The following is a 20623-nucleotide window of genomic DNA, read 5'->3' on the forward strand; positions in this document are numbered from 1 at the left end:
ATCGGGAATGCCTCAGGCGGGCAAAGGTGCCGTACCAAGGAGATACCGGGTCTCGGCAGGGCTCAGCAGGCCAGCAAGGCGGTGGTCGTAATGCCCTGGTCAAGCAGGGCGGCATGGCCCCCGAGATCATCGAGCGCGATCACGAAGAGGGCCTCGGTGACCGTCGCGCCCGCGTGCCGCAGCAGCTGCGCCCCGGCCAGTGCGGTGCCGCCGGTCGCCAGCAGATCGTCGACCAGCAGCACGCGCTGGCCCGGCTGCACCGCCAGCGCGGACATCTCCAGCCGGGCGGTGCCATATTCCAGCGTGTAGTCGGTGGCGATCACCGGCGGCGGCAGCTTGCCGGCCTTTCGCAGCGGCACGAAGCCGGTGCCCAGATGCGCGGCCAGCGCCGCCCCGAAGATGAACCCGCGCGCTTCCATGCCGGCGATCAGGTCGGGCAGCGGCCCGGCGGTGATGGCCTGGTCCGCCAGCAGTTCGATCGCGTGGGCAAAACTGGCGCTGTCCGCCAGCAGCGGGGACAGGTCGCGGAACAGGACGCCGGGCGCGGGAAAGTCCGGAACGGTGTGGACGAGCGCCTGCAGCCGTTCCGGTCCCCGCATGCCGGCCATCACGCCGGGTTGTCGCCCTTGCGCTTCTTCGGCTTCACCGGTGCCCACACCTGCTTCTTCGCATACCAGGCCAGCACGGTGGCAAACAGCAGGAAGCCCAGTACCGGCCAGCCGGTCTGCTTGCGCCGCACCAGCGTCGGTTCTGCGGTCCAGGTCAGGAAGGCGGACACGTCCGTCGCCATCTGCTCGATCGTGGGATCGGTGCCATCGGCATAGGTGACCTGGCCGTTGGCGGTCAGCGGCGGGGCCATGGCGATGTTGAGGTTGGCGAAATACGGGTTGAAGTGCAGCGCCGGCGGCGTCTCGAAGTCCGGGAACTCCTCCTTCAGGCGCACGCCGTCGACAGAGAAGGTGTTCGGATTGCGATAGCCGGTCAGCAGCGAACGGACATATTCCGTGCCGTGGTGACGCGCCTTGGTCATCAGCGACAGGTCGGGCGGCACGGCGTTGTTGTTGGCCGCGGCGGCCGCCACATCGTTGGGGTATGGCGACGGGAAGTAGTCGGTCGCGGTGCCCGGACGGGTGCTGGCCTCTCCGGTGACCGGATCGACGCCCGGCACCTGCCAGCTCGCCGCCTCGGCCTTCACCTCAGCCTCGGTGTAGCCCAGCTCCGCCAGGTTGCGGAAGCCGACCAGCTTCAGCGAATGGCAGGCGGAGCAGACCTCCTTGTAGACCTGATATCCGCGCTGCAGCTGCTGGTAGTCCCAGGTGCCCAGGGCACCGTCGAACTGGTAGCTGGCGTGGCGCGGCGCCACGTGGAACTCGTGCTCGGCGGTCGGCGTGACCTCCTCGGTCGCAAAGGTCCAGGCTCCGATGACAAAGGCCAGCAGCACCACGAAGGTGAAGCCCAGGCCGACCAGGATGCTGATCAGGCGCGTCATGTGTGTGTTCCCTCTTCGCGCCAGGTCAGACGGCAGGCCGGGCGTTTTCGCCCTGAATCATGTGGCCCTTCACCGTCCCGTCATTCTCGGGCGTGCCCAGCACGGCATCGGTGATGGAGTATGGCAGCGGCTCCGGCCGTTCCACCAGGCTGACGATCGGCAGGATCACCAGGAAATGGAGGAAGTAGTACGCCGTGGCGATCTGGCTGAGCATCACGAACGGCTCCTCCGCCGGGGCGCCGCCGCAATAGAACAGCACCGCCATGCACGGGATCAGCCCGAACCAGAAGAACTTGCGGAACAGCGGCCGGTAATGTCCGGACCGGACCGGCGAACGGTCCAGCCAGGGCAGGAAGAACCAGCACAGGATTGCGCTGAACATGGCCAGCACGCCCCACAGCTTCGCCGGCAGCAGGAAGTCCGAGGTGAAGGCGCGCAGGATCGCGTAGAACGGCCAGAAATACCATTCGGGCACGATATGCGCCGGGGTGGAGAGCGGATTGGCCGGGATGTAGTTGTCCGGATGACCCAGATTGTTCGGCAGGAAGAACACGAACAGGCAGTAGATCAGCAGGAACACGCCCAGCCCGAACCCGTCCTTCGCCGTGTAGTACGGGTGGAACGGCACGGTGTCGGACTCGCTCTTCACCTCCACGCCCGTCGGGTTGCTAGACCCCGGGATGTGCAGCGCCCAGATGTGCAGGATCACCACGCCGGCGATCACGAAGGGCAGCAGGAAGTGCAGCGAATAGAAGCGGTTCAGCGCGGCATTGTCCGGGGCGTAGCCGCCCAGCAGCCACACCTGCAGCGGTTCGCCCACCAGCGGGATCGCGCCGAACAGGCCGGTGATGACCTTGGCACCCCAGAAGCTCATCTGGCCCCAGGGCAGGACGTAACCCATGAAGGCGGTCGCCATCATCAGCAGGAAGATGACCACGCCCAGCAGCCAGATCATCTCGCGCGGGGCCTTGTAGGACGAGTAGAACAGCCCGCGGAAGATGTGGATGTACACCACCACGAAGAAGAAGCTGGCTCCGTTGGCGTGCGCGTAACGCAGCATCCAGCCCCAGTTCACGTCGCGCATGATGTGCTCGACCGAGTTGAAGGCGACCAGCGCGTTGGCGGAATAGTGCATCGCCAGCACGATGCCGGTGACGATCTGCAGCATCAGGCAGAAGCCCGCCAGAATGCCGAAATTCCAGAAGTAGCTGAGGTTGCGCGGCACCGGGTAACCGGCGCCCACCGCGTTGTAGACGAAGCGCGGCAATGGCAGACGCTCGTCCAGGAAGCGCATCAGCGGCGCCTTGGGTTCGTAGGCCTTGGCCCAGGGAAAGCTCATGGTGGTGGTCCCTCCCTGCTCAGCCGATCACGACGGTCGTGTCGCTGGTGAATTCATATTCCGGCACCACCAGGTTGGCGGGCGCCGGCCCTTTGCGGATGCGGCCCGCAGTGTCGTAGTGCGATCCGTGGCACGGGCAGAAATAGCCGCCGAACTCGCCCTTGTTCTCGCCCTCGCCCGCGCCCAGCGGGACGCAGCCCAGATGGGTGCACACGCCCATGGTGATCAGCCAGTTGCCGTGGCCTTCCTTGGTGCGTTCGGTCAGGGTTTCGGGATCGCGCAGCGAATCCACGGCTACCTCGTTGGCGGTGGCGATCTCCTGCGGGGTCAGATTGCGCACGAACACCGGCTGCTTGCGGAACACCGCCTTGATCGCCTGGCCCGGCTGGATCGCCGACAGGTCAAGCTCCGTCGTCGATTCGGCCAGCACGTCCTTGGACGGGGCCATCTGGCTGACCAGTGGATACAACACCGCCAGCCCGCCCACGCCGGCGGCGGAGACTGCGGCGATGTTGATGAAATCACGCCGGCGCACGGGGTGCGTGCCGGCATCGCCATCGCCAGGATTCCCGACGGTGGTCATCGCGTCATCGGGGGCGGCGCCCGTGGTGCTTGCCATCACTCTACCCTGTTGGTCGCCCGCGCCGGAGCCGATCCGCGCGCAACCTGTCCCTTGTTCTTCCCGCCGCGCTGTTATCCGCTTTCGCGGGTACGGCCCAGGCACGGCATTGCCCCATGCCTAGCGGAGGGGCGGGTGAGTGCCAACAGTGATTTGGCACAGGCACGTTTTGCGATCAAACGATGTGGGCGCGCACCGATCGGCGGCGGTCGGGCAGGCCGATCAGCGACAGCTGCCGCCCGTAATCCGCCTTTCCCTGATGCGTCGCCCTGCGGAAGGAGAAGAACCGGTCCGCCTGCCGGTAGGTGTCGCAGGGCAGCACCGCCACCTGCCGCACCCCGCCGGCCGCCAGCCGGGCTGCAACGAAGCCGGACAGGTCGAACTGCCAATGGCCGACCCGCGCGCCGGGCGCGAAGAAGCGCGCCTCGTCCTCGATGAAGCGGGTGCGGAACGGTGCGTCGACTTCATAGCTGGCCTGGCCGATGGCGGGCCCGATCGCGGCGGCGATGTCGGTGCGGCGCGCGCCCAGCCGCTCCATGGCGGCAAGCGTCTCCTCAACCACGCCGCCGACCGCACCCTTCCAGCCGGCATGCGCGGCGCCGATCACGCCCGCCGCCCGGTCCGCCAGCAGCACAGGAGCGCAATCGGCGGTCAGGATGCCCAGCAGCATGCCGGGCCGGTCCGTCACCAGCGCATCGGCCTGCGGCCGGGCGTCGTCGGCCCATGCGCCGGCCTCCACACAGGTGGCGCCATGCACCTGGTACACCCCCACCAGCCCCGCCCCGGGCAGCACCGCATCGGCGATGCGGGCGCGGTTCGCCAGCACGGGTTCAAGCGCCGGGTCGCCGGCTGGCAGGCCGCGCAGCCCCATGTCGCCGGCCGCTGCGGTGGAGAACCCGTGCGGCACGCCGGCCAGCACGTCGGCGGTGAGCAGGTCCTCAGCCAAGGGAGCGGCTCACCTGTTCGAACGTGTCGCGCGACAGGCGCGGTGCGGCGGCGATCCGCTCCAGCTGCTCCCGCATCAGTGCCGCACGACCCGGCTCGATCCGGCGCCAGCGGCCCAGCGGCGGCACGAAGCGGGCGGCGGTCTGCGGGTTCAGCGGATCCAGCGCCAGCACCGTGTCGGCGATCATGCGGTATCCCTCCCCACCGGGCGCGTGAAAGGCATTGGCATTGCCGACGAATGCCATGAACAGCGACCGGGCGCGGTTGGGATTGCGCAGGGTGAAGTCGGGGTGCTGCGCCAGCGCCTGCACATGGGCCAGCGCATTGCGGTGCAGCGACTGTGCCTGCAGCGAAAACCACTTGTCGATCACCAGCGGATTGTCCTGATGCCGGTTGTAGAAGTCGAGCAGCCGTGCGGTGCGTGCGGGCGAGTCCAGCCCGGCCAGCACCAGCAGCCCACCCTGCCGGTCGGTCATGGTGCCGCCGGGTTCGCACGAAGCGTCATACTGCGCCGTCGCCAGCTCCGCCGCCAGCCCCGGGTTGCCGGCCGCCAGGAACACCAGCGCCTGCGTCTTGACCTTGCGCGCGCCCTTGGCCTCCGCATCGAAGCCGTTGCCCACCCGGCTGGCACGGTGATGCAACGCCAGGAACTCGCCCTCCAGCGCCTGCCCGAGCCAGCCCTTCAACGCCTCCCGCGCGGTGTGGATGCGGCCGGGATCGGCCACGGGCAGCTGTTCGGCGAGGTAGGTCTCGCCCGGCAGGATCAGCAGTTCGCCGCGCATCAGGTCGTCGATGCCATCATCCGCCAGCACGGTGGCCAGCACGTCGCGGATCGCCGCCCGCCCCCCTTCCGCCCCCCATTTCTCTGGCGCCTCGCCGCGCACGGCGGACAGCAGGTGGCCGACCACCAGGTCCTGCATCGCCTCGTACCGGGCGAAGGGATCGTCGTCGCGCGCGGCCAGGAACACCAGGTCGTCCGGCGCCAGGTCGCGGCGGATCACCACGGGGGCGGAAAAGCCGCGATTGACCGACAGGACCGGCGCGTCGCCATCATGCGGCAGGGTCACGCGCTGCTCCGCCCCGGTCAGCATCAGCAGCGTTTCCTCGCCCAGCGTGCCGGTCGCCCGATCGTGCAGCGCCAGTTTCAGCGGGATCGGCACAGCCTGCTTGCCCTCCTGCCCGGGCGTCGCGGGGGTGGTCTGCGACAGGGTCAGCTCCACCCCGCCCTCGACCGACGCAACGGCCACACGCACCTGCGGCGTTCCAGCCTGGCTGTACCAGCGGCGGAACTGGCGCAGGTCCAGCCCGGCCCCGTCCTCCATCGCGCGCACGAAGTCCTCGCATGTCGCGGCCTCGCCATCATGGCGCTGGAAGTACAGGTCGCATCCGGCACGGAACCGTTCCGGCCCGGCCATGGTCCGCATCATGCGGATCACTTCCGCCCCCTTGTTGTACACGGTGGCGGTGTAGAAATTGCTGATCTCGCGGAAGGAATCGGGCCGGATCGGATGCGACAGCGGCCCCGAATCCTCCGGGAACTGGACGGACCGCAGCACGCGCACATCCTCGATCCGCTTGACCGGGGCGGAGCCCATGTCCTGGCTGAACAGCTGGTCGCGCAGTACTGTGAAGCCTTCCTTCAGGCTCAGCTGGAACCAGTCACGACAGGTGATCCGGTTGCCCGACCAGTTGTGGAAATATTCATGCGCGATCACGCCTTCGACCGCGTCGTAATCGCCATCGGTGGCGGTATCGGGGTCGGCCAGCACATATTTCGTGTTGAAGACGTTCAGCCCCTTGTTCTCCATCGCCCCCATGTTGAAATCGCTGACCGCGACGATGTTGAAGATGCCGAGGTCGTATTCGCGCCCGAACACCTCCTCGTCCCACTTCATCGACCGCTTGAGCGACTGCATGGCGTGATCGGTGCGGCCTTCGTCCTCCGCCCGGACATAGATGCCCAGATCGACCTCGCGCCCGTTCATCGTGGTGAAGCTGTCGCGCTGCACCATCAGGTCACCCGCCACCAGCGCGAACAGGTAGGACGGCTTCGGCCAGGGGTCGTGCCACTCGGCCCAATGGGTGCCATCCGCCCCGTCGCCGCTGCCGACCAGGTCGCCATTGGACAGCAGCACGGGGAAGTCGGCCCGTGGCCCCGTCATCCGCACGCGATAGGTGGACAGGACATCCGGCCGGTCGGGGAAGAAGGTGATGCGGCGGAAGCCCTCGGCCTCGCACTGGGTGCACAGCATGCCGCCGCTGGCATACAGGCCCATCAGCTGGCTGTTGGCCGCAGGATCGATCCGGGTGGTGATGGTGACCGTGTGCGCGTCGTCCGGCAGGGTGACCAGCAGGTCCGGGCCTTCCATCACCCAGCTGTTCATCACCGCCCCGTCGACCAGCACCTCGAGCGGGTTCAGCCCGTCGCCGTTCAGGCGCAGCACGGGGGTGCTGTCGGCCGCCGGGTTGCGGGCCACCTGCAGGTCCGCGCGCACGGTGGTCTCCGCCAGGCCAAGGGTGAAGTCCAGCCGCACATTGGGCACCAGCCATCCGAACGGGCGGTAATCCTCCCGCAGGATCATCGGCGGTGTCGGCGGCAGGGGCGGCGCGTCGGCCAGATGCGGGTTGCCATCGGGCGTGGAAGGAGTGCGGGCGATATCCATGACGGGCGGCTTTCTTCGACTTCGGGCGTGCGCGTTGCCGCCTTGTGGCGTTAGAACGTGCATATGGCCTATCTGTTCATCTTCGGTCTGGGATATTCTGCGGGTTTCGTCAGGACCGCCGCGCAAGCCGCCGGCTGGCAGGTCGGCGCCACCGGCAGCGCGGGCGACATGGCGTTCGATGACGCCGCCTCGGTCGACCGCGCGCTGGCGCCGGCCAGCCATGTGCTGTCCAGCGTCCCGCCGGCCGCTGGCCGCGATCCGGTGCTGGACCGCTACGGCGCGCTGCTGGCGGGCAAGACGCTGGCCTATCTGTCCTCCACCGGGGTCTATGGCGATGCGGGAGGTGCCTGGGTGGACGAAACGGCGCCCACCGGAACCGGGCGCCGCACCGATCGCAGCGCGGCGGATGCCGCCTGGCTGGCGCTGGAGGCACGGGTGCTGCGGCTGCCGGGGATCTACGGCCCGGGCCGCAGCGCGCTGGAGCGGGTGCGCGATGGCAAGGCCCACCGCATCGACCTGCCGGATCAGGTGTTCAGCCGGGTACATGTGGCGGACATCGCCAGCGGCGTGCTGGCGGCGCTGGCGGGGCCGCCGGGCGCCTACAATCTGGCGGACGACCTGCCCGCCAGCCAGAATGCGGTGATCGAGGAAGCCTGTCGCCTGCTCGGTCGCGATCCGCCGCCGATGCAGACGCTGGAGGAGGCGCAGCTGTCACCGATGGCGCGAGGGTTCTATGCGGAGAACCGCCGGGTGGCCAACGGCCGCGCGCGCCGCGTGCTCGGCTGGCGGCCGGCCTTTCCCGATTATCGCAGCGGGCTGCTGGGCTGTATCTCGGCCGGCGGCTGACGCATCGGCGCCGCGCGTCCGCGCAGCGCCACGATCAGCCCCACCATCGTCAGCGCGGCGCCACCGACAGCCAGGGGCGACCAGACATAGCCTTCGAACAGGGTCGACAGGGCCATGGCCACGACCGGCACCATCACGCCATTATAGGCTGCACGGCCTGGACCCAGGTCGCGGATCAGCCGGAAATAGAGCGGGAAGGTCACCACCGACCCGATCAATGCCAGGTACGCCACCCCGCCCCAGTAGCGCGGACTGGTCGGCAGCACTGGCGGGCCGTTCAAGGTCCAGGCCAGCACCGTGTTCGCCAGCGTGCCCCACAGCATCGCCCAGGCCAGCAGCAGCAGCAGCGGGCGCCGCTTGGCGGTGCCGGTCGCCTGCAGCACATTGGCCGTGCTGGCGGACAGGATCGCCCCCACCGTCAGCGCGATGCCCAGCGCCACCTGCCCGGTCGGTGGCGCGACCGCCGCCTCATGCACCAGCAGCAGCACGATGCCGGCGATGCCCAGCAGCGATCCCGCCACGAAGCGGCCGGTGATCGGCTGCTTCAGGAACAGCCGGCCCAGGATGGCATTCGGCACCATCAGCAGGCCGAACAGCACCGCCACGATGCCGGATGTCAGGTGGATCTCGGCCCGGTAGACGAAGTTGAAATTGCCGAAGAACTGGAACAGTCCCAGCAGGACCGCTATCAGGTGCCCGCCCGCTGTCATGGAGAAGCCGCGCCGGCCGCTGCGCCGGTTGCTGACCGCCGCCAGCACGAACATGCCGACGGTGGCGATGCCGAAGCGGTAGGCGACCGACCAGCTGGGCGGGGCTAGCGCCAGCCCGTCCTTGATGACGAACCAGGTCGACCCCCAGATCAGCGCCACCGCCAGGAACGGCAGCGCGATGTCGGGGCGCAGCAGCGCATGGCCGGGCTTGCTGCCGATTTCCAGGCTCACAGCTGTGCCAGTGCGCGGGCCAGGGCCGTCGCGTCCTCCTGCCGGGTGTCCCAGGCGGTGACGAAGCGGGCCGCATCGGCGCCCCAGTCGTAGAACCCGAAACCCTGGTCGCGCAGCGCCTGCCGCTCCGCATCCGACAGTCGCACGAACAGTTCGTTCGCCTCCACCGGGTGCAGCAGCCGTTCGCCCACGCTGCCGGCGATCTCCGCCGCGGCGGCGTTGGCGGCACGGCCATTGGCCAGCCACAGATCGCCGTCCAGCATGGCCAGCAGCTGCGCCGCCAGGAACCGGCCCTTCGATTGCAGCTGGCCCGCCTGCTTGCGCCGGCGGCGCGCCACATCGGCCAGGCCAGCGTCGAAGAACACGATCGCCTCCGCGCTCATGCCGCCATTCTTGATGCAGCCGAAGCTGAGCGCATCCATGTCGCCGCAGGTGGTCGCCGCATCGGCGTGGAGGAAGGCCGCGGCATTGGCGAACCGCGCGCCGTCCATGTGCAGGTACAGCCCGCGCCCGCGCGCCAGCGCCGACAGGGCGGCCAGCTCCTCCGGCCGATAAACGCAGCCCAGTTCGGTCGCTTGCGTAATGGTGATGGCGTGGGGCTGCACCCAGTGGACGCCTTGCGGGATCGCCGCCAGCCGCGCGGTCAGCGCCTCCGGCGTCAGCTTGGCATCGGGCCCGTCGACCAGCATCAGCTTGGCGCCATGCAGGAAGAAGCCGGGCGCCCCGCCCTCGTCATTCTCCACATGCGCTTCGGCATGGCACAGCACCGCGCCATGCGGCGGCACCATCGGCGCCAGCGCCAGGCAGTTGGCGGCGGTACCGGTGGCGGTCCACAACACGGCGACCTCGCGCCCGAACAGCGCACCGAAGGCGTCGTCCAGCGCTGCGCTCAGCGCGTCGCCATCATAGGGCGCGTCCGGCGCATCGGCAGCGCGCAGCGCATCCCAGATACGCGGATGCACGGCGGCGGTGTTGTCGGACAGGAACTGCATCCCTGCGCCATGGCTTTGAAGGGGATCAGGCGCAAGAAGGAGAACCGGCATGTCCGCCGCAGACATTACCCGCACCGACGAGACCACCCATGGCGCCTATCAGGTCGCGGTGCCCGGATCCGCCCGCCCGGCAGAGCTGACCTGGCGCGCGCGCGGCAGCTCCCGCGTGGCCGACCACACCTTTGTCCCGCCGGAAGCGCGCGGCGGCGGCATCGCCATGCAGCTGGTGGAGGCGCTGGTCGCCGATGCCAAGGCAGAAGGCTTCACGATCGAGCCGGCCTGCTCCTATGTCGAGGCCGCGTTCCGCCGCCATCCCGAATGGGCCGACCTGCGCGCCCCGATCCCCAGCTAGGTGCGCGCCAGATTGGCGGCGGTGAAGTCGACCGCCGCCATTCGCGCCACCATTGCCGCGCGCATTGCCTGCGCCTCGGGCAGCGGCAGGCCGTGCAATGCCAGCGTGCCGCCCGCCAGTCCCAGATGCAGGTCGGCATAGTCGCCCAGCCGCGCCAGTGGCCCCTGCCGCAGTTCCACCGATTGCAGCTTCACCGGCGTGGCGACCACCAGGTGGGGCGACAGCCAGCCCTCACGCGAACAGAGCAGGTCGCCGGTCAGCGCATGGCGGTTGTGCCGCCACAGGTAATATTGCCGGAACGCCAGCACTGCCGCCAGCAGCCACAGGATCACTGCCGGCACCAGCGCCGTCCCGGCAGGCAGGTCCAGCGGCAGCAGCAGCAGCCCCGCGCCCGCCAGCAGCGGCAGCAGCGCCGCCAGCACCATCCGGTCCGACCGCCAGCGGGCGGAGGCGCGCCGCCAGTCCACGCCGTCGCCCGGCAGCGGCAGTCCGGTCAGCGCTGCGACCGGCGCGATCTCCGCCGCTTGTGCGAACGGCACCAACACATGGCTCTGGTCCTTGCTGTCCTGCGCCAGGCTGATCGCGCGCAAGGAGTGCCAGCCCCACCGGCGGCGCGGCAGGCCGGTGCCCAGCACCAGCGCCTGCACCCGCTCCAGGGGCATCACCACATCGCTGCGGGTCAGCAGTCCGCGCCGCCGGCGCAGGCCGCGGCTGGTCTCCTCCAGCCGGAACCCCCAGTCGCGCAGGGCCGTCCGTACCACTCCGGTCAGCAGCCCGATCGGGATCAGCAGCAGCAGCCCCAGCACGGCGGCGATCACCTGCACCGCCAGGCCGAGGCCGAGCAGCCATTGCAGCGGCTGGCCGCCAAGCTCCCGCCATTCGCGCCAGTCAAGGTCGGGCAGCAGGAAGTCGAACTGCTGCGCCGCGCCCGCCAGCACGGCGAACACCACCAGCGAGAATTCGAACAGGCCGAACAGCAGCAGCCGGCCCGGTGTCAGCGCGAACAGGGTCCGGGTCTCGCTCACGGCAGGCGTAACTTCCGCAATCACCGGCGCATCCGCCGCCACACCGCTGCGCCGCGCGCGCACGGTGTCGCGCAAGGCGGCGCCCTCGGCCCGGGTGACGAAGGCCAGTTTTGCCTCGTCCTTGCCGCCGGTGCCGGTATCGAACGCGACCTCCACCAGCCCGAACAGCCGCGCGGCCAATGGTTCGCGCAGGGCAACGTCGTGGATCCGATCATAGGGGATCGCGCGCACCTGGCGCGACAGGATGCCCTGCTCGATCCGCAGATCGTCGGGGCCGATCAGGTAGCGGTGATGCCGCCAGCCCAGCACCACCCAGCCGAGCGCGATCCCGGACACCGCCACCAGTACCAGCACCACGATCGCCGGATCGCCGATATTGCGCACCCCGATCAGCGCCGCGATGATCGACAATGCGGCACGCGGCAGGCTGGCCAGCACGCCGGCGACCATGCCGACCGGCGCCGTGCGCCGCCAGTCAGGCCCCTCGTTCACTGCGAGTGCAGCGCCACATGGGCGCGGATCGTGTCGCGCATGGCCAGGGCCTGCGGATGGGCCAGGCCCGGCAGCGCCACGCTGCTGTTGTGATTGCCCGCGGTGTGCAGCACCAGTGTACCGAGGCCGAACAGCCGCTCCAGCGGGCCCTGCGTCACGTCCAGGTGCTGCACCCGGCCGAACGGCACGGTGATGTCCCGCCGCCACCACAGCCCGCGCACCACGCGCAGCGCATCCGCCCCGTACACATAGCCGCGCGCGCGCCAGCGCCGCAGCGGCAGTCGCAGCAGCAGCCATCCCGCCGCCAGCACCACCGGCACTGCCACTGCGCCCGGCGGCAGCACCTGCTCTGCCTCCAGCACGATTGCGCCGATCACCGGCGCCGCGAGCGCCAGCCCGGTCAGCAGCCGCACCATCCGGACGTAGCCCGGGTCGAGCGGGGTCAGCGGCTCATCGGCATATGGCGAAGCGTCTTCCATGGGTGTGGTGTATGCGTGATACACCCACGAGCGGCAAGCGCTGTCGCTACGTGGCGGACCAGCCGCCGCCCAGCGCGCGGAACAGGTCGATCTGGCCCGTGGAGACCAGCACGTCCTGCGCCGCCAGACTGGCGCGCGTCTCCGCCAGCGTGCGCTCCGCATCCAGCCGTTCCAGCGAGTTGATCCGCCCTTCGCGCTGCTGCGCCCGCACGATGGCGGCGGCGCGCTCGGCCTGCACGGTCGCCTGCTGCAGGGCCCGGCGCCGGTCGATCGCACCGGCATAGTTGGCCAGCGCGGTTTCCGTCTCGCGCAAGGCGGTCAGCACCGTGCCGTCGAATGCGGCCAGCCGTTCCTGCGTGCCCGCCTCCGCCGCATCGATCCGCGCGCGCACCGCCTCGTTGTTGGGGAACGTCCAGCTGAGCAGCGGGCCGAGCAGCCAGCGCAGCGGACCGCCGGTGAAGATGTCGGCGATGTCCGGCCCGGTCGAACCGATCTGCGCGCCCAGGCTGATGCGCGGATACAGGTCCGCCGTGGCGACGCCGATGCGGGCGGTGTCGGCCGCCAGCCGGCGCTCGGCGGCGCGGATGTCCGGCCGGCGGGCCAGCAATTGCGCGCCATCGCCCACCGGCAGGGCCTGCGTGATCTCCAGCACCATCGAGCGGGTGCCGGCAATCGGCGGCAGTTCGGCGGGTGCGCGGCCGGTCAGGGTGGCGAGCCGGAACAGCGCGCCGGCGCGGATCGCCTCCAGCGCCGGGATCTCCGCCGCGCGCTGTTCGCGCAGGGTGGCGATGCGGGCGACAGCGAGGCCGGTCTCGAACCCTTCGTCATAGCGGCGCTGCGTCAGGCCAAGCGACTGGTCGAGCAGTTCCACGATGTCGCGCGCCACCGCGATCCGCGCCGCGGTGCCCGCAGCATCGGCATAGGCGCGGGTGGTTTCCGCCACCACGATCACCCGCACGGCGTCGGCATCGGCGTCTGCGGCGGCCACGTCGGCGCGCGCCGCCTCCACCCCGCGGCTTACCCGGCCGAACAGGTCGACCTCGTAGGCGACGTCCAGCCCGGCATCGACCGACCATTGCTCCCGATCGAGGCCCGGCAGGGTCTGGATCTCCGGTATGCGGTTGTAGGTGCCGCTGGCACCCACCTGTGTCGAAGGCAGGCGGTCCGCGCCCACCCCTCGCAGGCCGGCACGGGCGCGGGCGATGCGGGCGACGGCCTGCCGCAGGTCGGTATTGGCTGCCAGTGCGTCGGCCACCAACCCGTCCAGCACCGGGTCGTCATACATCCGCCACCAGTCGGCGGGCAGCGGCGCCGGCGTGAACGCCGGGCTGGCGGCAGAAAGGAACGGGCCGGACTCCGCGGGGCGGGGGGTGGGTGCGGCGAAGTCCGGCCCCACTGCGCAGGCCGACAGGGCCAGCGCGGTGATCGAGGCGAAGGCGAGGTTGGGTAGGTTCATGACAGGCACCTATTCGGCAGGCTGCAGCGCATGGCTGCTGCCACTGGGGCGGCGCATCGTGGCCAGGCGGTCGCCCAGCGCGCGGCACACGACATAGAAGGTCGGGGTGAAGACCAGGCCGAAGCCGGTGACGCCCAGCATGCCGAAGCACACCGCCGTCCCCAGCGCCTGCCGCAGTTCCGCGCCCGCCCCGGTGGCGATCACCAGCGGGACCGATCCCAGGATGAAGGCAAAGCTGGTCATCAGGATCGGGCGCAGGCGGGTGATCGCGGCCTCCACCGCGGCCTGCACGGGAGTCAGGCCGTGATCTTCCCCCTGCCGGGCGAATTCCACGATCAGGATCGCGTTCTTCGCCGCCAGCGCGATCAGCACGACCAGCCCGATCTGCGTCAGCACATTGTTGTCCATGCCGCGCAGGTTGATGCCGATCATCGCCGCCAGCAGGCACATCGGCACGATCATGATGATCGCCAGCGGCATCACCAGGCTTTCATACTGCGCCGCCAGCACCAGGAAGACGAGCAGCACGGCCAGCGCGAACACCACCACCGCCGTGTTGCCGGCAAACCGTTGCTGGTAGGCAATGCCGGTCCATTCATAGTCGTAGCCGCTGGTCAGCGTGGTGTCGGTCACCCCTTCCATCGTGGCGAGCGACTGGCCGGAGGAGAAGCCCGGCGCGGTGTCGCCATCCACCGCCACGGCCGGCGACAGGTTGTAGCGCGTCACGCGATATGGCCCGGTCGTGTCGCTCAGCGTCGCGACGGAGCCCAGCGGCACCATCGCGCCATTGTCGCTGCGGGTCTGCAGGTTGGCGACGTCGGCGGCATTGTCGCGGAACGGTGCGTCGGCCTGCGCGGTGACGCGGAAGGTGCGGCCCAGCAGGTTGAAGTCGTTCACGAAGGACGATCCGAGATAGACGCTCAGCGTCTCGAACACCCGGGCCGGCGCCACGCCCAGGATCTGTGCCTTGTCCCGGTCGATGTCGGCGCGCACGCGGGGGGTCGCGGTGTTGAAGAAGGTATAGACGCCGGCCATCCCCTCCTGCTGGTTGGCCTGGGCGATCACGGCGTTGGCCATCTTCTCCAGCTCGCGATAGCCCACGCCGTTGCGGTCCTGCACCATCATGCGGAAGCCGCCGGCGGAACCGATGCCGCGGATGATCGGCGGCTTGACCACCATCAGCCGGGCGCCGCGGATGTCGGCGGTGGCCTTCATCGCCTCGGCCATCAGCGCATCCACCGTCTGCCCCTTGCCGGCGCGCTCCTCGAAATCATCGAGTACCCAGTAGGCGGCGGCGGAACTGGCGCTCTGCGTTTCGGACGTCCCGTCGAAACCGGACAGCATCACGGTGTTGCTGATGCCGGGTATCTTCAGCATGCGCCCGGCGATGTCCTTCATCACCGCATCGGTGCGGCTGGTAGCGGAACCCGGCGGCAGCTGGATCACGGTCAGGAAATAGCCCTGGTCCTGCTGCGGCACGAAGCCGGTAGGCGTGGCCGACAGGGCAAAGCCGGTCAGGCCGATCAGCAGGACATAGGCCGCCATCACCCGGCGCGGCATGGCGACGAGCCGCGCGGTCCAGCGGCCATAGGCGGCGCTGAAACGGTCGAAGCCGGTGTTGAAGGTGTCCCCGGCGCGCTCGATCGCCCGGCGCCAGCGCGGCGCCTGCGGACCGAGATGCGCGTGGGGGCGCAGCAGCAGTGCCGACAGGGCCGGTGACAGCGTCAGCGACACGACCAGCGAGATTACCGTCGCGGCCGAGATGGTCACGGCGAACTGCTGGTAGAACGCGCCCGACAGGTCGCCGATGAACAGCGTCGGCACGAACACGGCGCACAGCACCAGCACGATTGCGATCAGCGCGGCGCCGACCTCGTCCATCGACCGGCGTGCCGCCTCCAGCGGCGACATGCCGTCCGCCAGGTTGCGCTCCACATTCTCGACCACCACGATTGCGTCGTCGACCACGATGCCGATCGCCAGCACCAGCCCGAACAGCGACAGGTTGTTCAGCGAATAGCCCAGCATCGCCAGCACCGCGAAGGTGCCCACAAGGCTGACCGGGATCGCCAGCACCGGGATCAGGCTGGCGCGCCACTTCTGCAGGAACACGATGATGACCAGCACCACCAGAATGACCGCCTCGATCAGCGTATGCACCACCGCGTCGACCGATTCCTGGATGAATTCGGTGGGGTTGTAGACGACGCGATATTCCAGCCCCGGCGGGAAGTCGGCGGCGAGCGCCTCCATTTCGGACAGCACCTGTTCCGCGCTGGCCAAGGCATTGCTGCCCGGCTGCTGCAGGACGGGGATGATGACGGAATCGTCGTTCCCCAGATAGGCGCTGGTGCTGTAATCCTGCGCGCCGATCTCCACCCGCGCGACATCACGCACGCGGACCTGACGGCCTTCGGCATCGGTGCGGATCACCACATTGCCGAACTGCGCCGGGTCGGTGAAGCGCCCCTGAGTCTCCACGTTCAGCTGGAACGCGCTGTCCGGGCTGGGCGACTGGCCGATCTGGCCGGCGGCGACCTGCACGTTCTGCGCGCGCAGGGCGTCGACGATGTCGCCCGCCGCCAGGTCCAGTGCCGCGGCACGGCCGGGATCGATCCACACCCGCATCGCCAGTTCGCGCTGGCCGAACAGCTGCACGTCGCCCACGCCCTCCACCCGGGCCAGCCGGTCGCGGATGCGGGTCTGTGCGTAATTGGACATGTAGGCGCGGTCGAGCGAGCCGTCGGGCGACACCAGGTTGATCAGCAGCAGGAAATCCGGCGTGGTCTTGCGGGTGACGATACCCAGCCGCTGCACTTCCGCCGGCAGGCGCGGCGTGGCGATGGCGACGCGGTTCTGCACCAGCACCTGCGCTTCATCCAGATCGGTACCCTGCTGGAAGGTGACGGTGATCGTCACGCGCCCGTCGCCGGTCGATTCGCTGGACAGGTACAGCATCCCGTCGACGCCGTTGATCTCCTGCTCGATCGGGTTGGCGACGGTTTCCGCCACCGTCTCGGCCGAGGCGCCGGGATAGGTCGCGGTCACCTGCACGGTGGGGGGCACGACCTCCGGATACTGGCTGACCGGCAGGAAGAAGTAGCTGATGGCACCCACCAGCGTGATGATGACGGCGACGACAACGGCAAAGATCGGCCGGTCGATGAAGAAACGGGACAGGCGCATGGAGCGCTCCTGAAAAAGAGTAGGTTCGCGCTGGCGGCTTAGCTGGCGGCTGCCACGGCGGAGGGTGCCGCGATCCGGCCGGGCCGGGTCGTGACCTTGCCGCCGGGGATCGCCATCTGCGTGCCGTCGATCACCACCCGGTCGCCGGGCGCCAGGCCACTGCGCACCACGCGCAGGCCACCCACGATCGGGCCGAGTTCGACCGGCTTGGCCGCCACGGTGCCGTCCGGGCCGACCACCAGCAGCAGCTTGCGCGTCTGGTCGGTCTGCACGGCGGTGTCGGGCACCAGCAGGGCATCCACCGCCCCGCCGCTGGCCATGCGCATGTTGCCGAACATGCCGGGGGCCAGGAAGTTGTCGGGATTGCGCACCACCGCACGGGCACGGATCGTGCCGGAGCGGGGATCCAGGCCATTGTCGGTGAAGTCCAGCGTGCCGCGGCGGCTGAACTCGACCTCGTCCTGCAGCCGGATCTCCACAGAGGCGCCATTGGCGAGCCCATCACGCCGACCCTTGAGGAAGGAACCTTCTGACCCGTCAAAGCTGAAATAGAGCGGATCGGTGGCGTTGATCGTGGTCAGCAGCGTGGCGCCGGGCCCATCGCCCGCAGCCACCAGATTGCCGGCATCGATCCGCCGGTCGGAGATGCGCCCGGCGATCGGCGCGCGCACCACGGTGAACTCGATATCCAGCGCGCGGCTGCGGACGCGGGCACGGGCCGCCTCGACCGAAGCGCGGGTGGCGGTGACGCGGGCGCGCAGCGAGTCGATCTCGCTGCGCGATACAGCGTCCTCCTCCACCAGCCGCTGCGCGCGGGCGAGGTCGGCCTCCGCCAGCGACAGGTCGCTGCGGGCGGTGGCGACGCCGGCCTCCGCTTCGGCCAGCGCGGCGCGGTAGGGGCGTGGATCGATGGTGAAAAGCGGCTGCCCGGCATTGACGAACTGGCCATCCGTGAAGTGCACGGCGGTCACCTGGCCGGAGACGCGCGGACGCAGCTCCACGCTGCGGCTGGGCTCGAAGCGGCCGATATAATCGTCCCACAGCGTGACCTGCCGCTGCAGCGGCGCGGCGACGGTCACCACCGGCTCCAGCGGGGCCGCAGCCGGCGCCTCGCGTCCGCCCAGCAGCCACCAGCCCAGCACCAGCACGGTCAGGATCGTGGCGGCCCAGCCCAGCATGCGGGCGCGTGGCCGGCGGGCTGCCGGACGGGGCGCGACGTCAGCGGGCAGGTCGCTGATCGGGATGGGGGTCATGTCGGTCATGGCTCTCTCGCGGATAGCGGGCGCAGGCCCACGCTCCCGCGAGCCAGGGGCCTGCGGGTGGTCGAGGGCAGCACTTTTCGAAAAAACATACGGCAGCAGCGAACAGCCGGGTACGATCAGGCGGACCCAGCATGGATCACCCCCGACCGGCGTCGCACCGTTCTATACCGCTAAGTATGTAATGCGCCGTTCAGACGCAAGAGCCTTTTTGTACCGACCGATATTTTCTGGTCAGCGCCCCGGCCACATGGCCAGCGTGGCGGCCGCGATCTTCTCCAGCTCCTCGCGCGGGACACCCTGCCCGGCCTGTACGGCAATGCCCTGGAACACTGCGGACAGGTACCGGGTGATGCCCTCCGCCTCGACCGGCACGTCGAAATCGCCCTCGTCGATCGCTCGCTGGACGCGGGCCATGATCGCCTGGCGCGAGGCTTCGGCCCGGTGATGGACGTCGTCGCGAATGGAGGACTGGTCGCCATTGCAGGTCATGCTGGCGATCACCCCCAGGCAGCCCGGGCAGTCGGTGGTGATGTTGGCAATGTTGCCATACAGCAGCCGCTCCGCCACGCCGCGCGCGGTCGGGGCCTCCAGCGCGCGCTGGACATAGGCCAGCTTCTCGGACTCGTAGAGGTCGAGCGCCTGCTTGAACAACGCTTCCTTGTTGCCGAAGGCGGCATACAGGCTGGGGCGGGTGATGCCCATCGCCTCAGTCAGGTCGGTCAGGGAGGCAGCGTCATAGCCCTTGCTCCAGAACACGCGCAGCGCCGCGGCCAGGGCCTCGTCCGTGTCGAACTCGCGTGGACGCCCCCGGATTGCCGTTTTTTCCATAACAGCCAGTATGTAATGCGTGAGGGATGGATGTCCACCGCCACATCCGGTCCCGCCGCGGGACAAGCCTCTGTTCTGCAACGATTTGCGCAGGGGGCCGATGGTGCTGCTAGGGAGGATTGAACTCCCGACCTCACCCTTACCAAGGGTGCGCTCTACCACTGAGCTACAGCAGCAGACCATCCGGCAAGCCGGCGACGCCTGATTCTGCAGGTGCCGCGGCAAGGGCGCGCCATTGGCCGGGCGCCCGGCACTTGTCAAGCACGGCGGCACCGGCCAAGCATCCGGGCGATGAACGAAACTGCCCGTCCCACCCGCGAGGAACGCCTGGCCGCGCAGCTGCGCGCCAATCTGCGCCGCCGCAAGGCGCAGGGGCGGGCGCTTGCCGGGGGCACCGCGCCGGAGGAGGCGGATGCGCCGCAGGATTCGGGCGGGCATCTTTCCAAACTCGCCCCGCCCCGCTAGGGCGCGCACCTCTCCTGCCCCTCCGACCCGGAGCCTTGCGACCATGCCCACGCTGATCCTTGTCCGCCACGGCCAGAGCCAGTGGAATCTGGAGAACCGCTTCACCGGCTGGTGGGATGTGGACCTGACCGAACACGGCGTGGCGGAGGCCATCGCCGCAGGGCGCCTGCTGGCGGAGCGCGGCATCCTGCCGACCACCGCCTTCACCAGTGTGCAGCTGCGTGCGATCCGCACGCTGCACCTGGCGCTGGAAGCCTGCGGCCGGCTGTGGATCCCGGAGGTGAAGGACTGGCGCCTGAACGAGCGGCATTATGGCGGGCTGACCGGCCTGAACAAGGCGGAGACCGCCGCGAAGCATGGCGAGGAGCAGGTGCATGTCTGGCGCCGCAGCTTCGACGTGCCGCCGCCCCCGATGGAGGATGGCGGTCCGTTCGACCTGGCCAGCGACGCCCGCTATGCCGGGCTCGACGTGCCGGTGACCGAAAGCCTGAAGCTGACCATCGAACGCGTGCTGCCATACTGGGAAAGCACGATCCTGCCGCAGCTGGCGGCGGGCGAGACGGTCATCATCAGCGCCCACGGCAATTCGCTGCGCGCCCTGGTGAAGCACCTGTCCGGCATCTCCGACGACGACATCACCGGGCTGGAGATCCCCACCGGCCAGCCGATCATCTACCAGTTCGACGATGCCATGCAGCCGGGCGAGCGGCGGTACCTGAAGGATATCTGATGGCGGACGCGCCCTCTGCACTGCCACCCGTTGCGATCATCATGGGCAGCCAGTCCGACTGGGCGACGATGCGCTGCGCCGCCGAGGTGCTGGATGCCCTTCAGGTGCGGCACACGGCGCGGATCATCTCTGCCCACCGCACGCCCGACCGGCTGCACCAGTTCGGCAAGACCGCGCACGAGCAGGGCTTCCGCGTGATCGTGGCCGGCGCCGGCGGCGCGGCGCACCTGCCGGGCATGGTCGCGGCGCTGACGCATCTGCCGGTGCTGGGCGTACCGGTGCAGTCGCGCGCGCTCAGCGGCCTCGATAGCCTGCTGTCGATCGTGCAGATGCCCGCCGGCATTCCCACCGGCACCCTGGCGATCGGCCCGGCCGGGGCGACCAATGCCGGCCTGCTGGCCGCGTCCATCCTGGCGCTGGGCGACCCCGCGCTGGCCGAGCGTCTGATCGCCTGGCGCACCGCGCAGACCGACCGGGTGGCCGAACAGCCGGTCGACGAGAGCGCTGCCTGACG

The 20623-nt window shown here is 69.5% G+C and carries 19 protein-coding genes and 1 tRNA gene; 5 read left to right on the forward strand and 15 right to left on the reverse strand.

The genetic code is table 11. From position 1 onward, the window contains the following. Positions 1-62: 62 nt before the first annotated feature. The 6 genes from PK98_RS11445 to pepN all read right to left on the reverse strand — a co-directional run bounded on the left by PK98_RS11445 (position 63) and on the right by pepN (position 7055). Positions 63-608, reverse strand: coding sequence for an adenine phosphoribosyltransferase (locus PK98_RS11445; RefSeq protein WP_235425493.1), 546 nt, complete (start codon positions 606-608; stop codon positions 63-65). Beyond that, positions 608-1489, reverse strand: coding sequence for a cytochrome c1 (locus PK98_RS11450; protein ID WP_039097035.1), 882 nt, complete (start codon positions 1487-1489; stop codon positions 608-610). The genes PK98_RS11445 and PK98_RS11450 overlap by 1 nt, the downstream gene beginning before the upstream one ends. Positions 1490-1514: 25 nt before the next feature. Beyond that, complete coding sequence (locus PK98_RS11455) at positions 1515-2828, reverse strand: cytochrome b (RefSeq protein ID WP_039097036.1); 1314 nt, start codon at positions 2826-2828, stop codon at positions 1515-1517. Between the two features lie 19 nt (positions 2829-2847). Then, positions 2848-3411, reverse strand: coding sequence for a ubiquinol-cytochrome c reductase iron-sulfur subunit (gene petA, locus PK98_RS11460; RefSeq protein WP_052208577.1), 564 nt, complete (start codon positions 3409-3411; stop codon positions 2848-2850). 211 nt (positions 3412-3622) lie between these two features. Continuing rightward, positions 3623-4393, reverse strand: a complete 771-nt coding sequence (pgeF, locus tag PK98_RS11465; RefSeq protein ID WP_039097037.1) for a peptidoglycan editing factor PgeF — start codon at positions 4391-4393, stop codon at positions 3623-3625. Then, the gene (gene pepN, locus PK98_RS11470; RefSeq protein WP_039097038.1) at positions 4386-7055 is read right to left on the reverse strand and encodes an aminopeptidase N; all 2670 of its coding nucleotides are present in this window, start codon (positions 7053-7055) and stop codon (positions 4386-4388) included. Before pepN ends, pgeF begins: the two co-directional genes overlap by 8 nt. Positions 7056-7118: 63 nt before the next feature. Here pepN and PK98_RS11475 point away from each other — a divergent pair, with 63 nt between their 5' ends. Continuing rightward, entirely contained in the window at positions 7119-7901 is a 783-nt protein-coding gene (locus tag PK98_RS11475; RefSeq protein ID WP_039097039.1) for a Rossmann-fold NAD(P)-binding domain-containing protein, read from the forward strand. On the opposite strand, the gene PK98_RS11480 is transcribed toward PK98_RS11475, so the two are convergent. Continuing rightward, complete coding sequence (locus PK98_RS11480; protein WP_326998665.1) at positions 7859-8842, reverse strand: DMT family transporter; 984 nt, start codon at positions 8840-8842, stop codon at positions 7859-7861. The two genes, PK98_RS11475 and PK98_RS11480, sit on opposite strands and share 43 nt — an antisense overlap. Further along, positions 8839-9834 carry a threonine aldolase family protein gene (locus PK98_RS11485; RefSeq protein ID WP_039097040.1) on the reverse strand — a complete coding sequence of 332 codons (996 nt, stop codon included), beginning with the start codon at positions 9832-9834 and terminating at the stop codon, positions 8839-8841. The genes PK98_RS11480 and PK98_RS11485 overlap by 4 nt, the downstream gene beginning before the upstream one ends. Positions 9835-9883: 49 nt before the next feature. On the opposite strand from PK98_RS11485, the gene PK98_RS11490 reads away from it, so the two are divergent. After that, positions 9884-10186 carry a GNAT family N-acetyltransferase gene (locus tag PK98_RS11490; protein ID WP_039097042.1) on the forward strand — a complete coding sequence of 101 codons (303 nt, stop codon included), beginning with the start codon at positions 9884-9886 and terminating at the stop codon, positions 10184-10186. Here the strand turns inward: PK98_RS11490 and PK98_RS11495 are convergent. The 7 genes from PK98_RS11495 to PK98_RS11525 form a co-directional block, all read right to left on the reverse strand. Continuing rightward, positions 10183-11703, reverse strand: coding sequence for a PH domain-containing protein (locus tag PK98_RS11495; protein WP_039097043.1), 1521 nt, complete (start codon positions 11701-11703; stop codon positions 10183-10185). The two genes, PK98_RS11490 and PK98_RS11495, sit on opposite strands and share 4 nt — an antisense overlap. Beyond that, positions 11700-12182, reverse strand: coding sequence for a PH domain-containing protein (locus PK98_RS11500; protein ID WP_052208578.1), 483 nt, complete (start codon positions 12180-12182; stop codon positions 11700-11702). The genes PK98_RS11495 and PK98_RS11500 overlap by 4 nt, the downstream gene beginning before the upstream one ends. 46 nt (positions 12183-12228) lie before the next feature. Next, positions 12229-13638: an efflux transporter outer membrane subunit gene (locus tag PK98_RS11505; RefSeq protein ID WP_039097044.1), complete on the reverse strand. Its 1410-nt coding sequence runs from the start codon at positions 13636-13638 to the stop codon at positions 12229-12231. 9 nt (positions 13639-13647) lie between these two features. Continuing rightward, positions 13648-16824, reverse strand: coding sequence for an efflux RND transporter permease subunit (locus PK98_RS11510; RefSeq protein WP_039097045.1), 3177 nt, complete (start codon positions 16822-16824; stop codon positions 13648-13650). 38 nt (positions 16825-16862) lie between these two features. Beyond that, positions 16863-18086, reverse strand: a complete 1224-nt coding sequence (locus PK98_RS11515; RefSeq protein WP_081996208.1) for an efflux RND transporter periplasmic adaptor subunit — start codon at positions 18084-18086, stop codon at positions 16863-16865. Between the two features lie 231 nt (positions 18087-18317). After that, positions 18318-18914 (reverse strand): TetR/AcrR family transcriptional regulator, encoded by a 597-nt coding sequence (locus PK98_RS11520; RefSeq protein ID WP_039097046.1) that lies wholly within the window; start codon positions 18912-18914, stop codon positions 18318-18320. A 101-nt stretch (positions 18915-19015) separates the two neighbouring features. Next, positions 19016-19090 (reverse strand) — tRNA-Thr (locus tag PK98_RS11525). 115 nt (positions 19091-19205) lie between these two features. Here PK98_RS11525 and PK98_RS17220 point away from each other — a divergent pair. Genes PK98_RS17220 through purE form a run of 3 tightly spaced genes read left to right on the forward strand, consistent with a single transcriptional unit; the run spans position 19206 to position 20621 of the window. Then, positions 19206-19379 carry a hypothetical protein gene (locus tag PK98_RS17220; protein ID WP_162835556.1) on the forward strand — a complete coding sequence of 58 codons (174 nt, stop codon included), beginning with the start codon at positions 19206-19208 and terminating at the stop codon, positions 19377-19379. A gap of 43 nt (positions 19380-19422) precedes the next feature. Next, positions 19423-20109: a 2,3-diphosphoglycerate-dependent phosphoglycerate mutase gene (gpmA, locus tag PK98_RS11530; RefSeq protein WP_039097047.1), complete on the forward strand. Its 687-nt coding sequence runs from the start codon at positions 19423-19425 to the stop codon at positions 20107-20109. After that, positions 20109-20621 (forward strand): 5-(carboxyamino)imidazole ribonucleotide mutase, encoded by a 513-nt coding sequence (gene purE / locus PK98_RS11535; RefSeq protein ID WP_039097048.1) that lies wholly within the window; start codon positions 20109-20111, stop codon positions 20619-20621. Before gpmA ends, purE begins: the two co-directional genes overlap by 1 nt. Positions 20622-20623 lie beyond the last annotated feature (2 nt).

Origin of the sequence: Croceibacterium mercuriale (assembly GCF_000802385.1) — a bacterium.
Taxonomy (GTDB): domain Bacteria; phylum Pseudomonadota; class Alphaproteobacteria; order Sphingomonadales; family Sphingomonadaceae; genus Croceibacterium; species Croceibacterium mercuriale.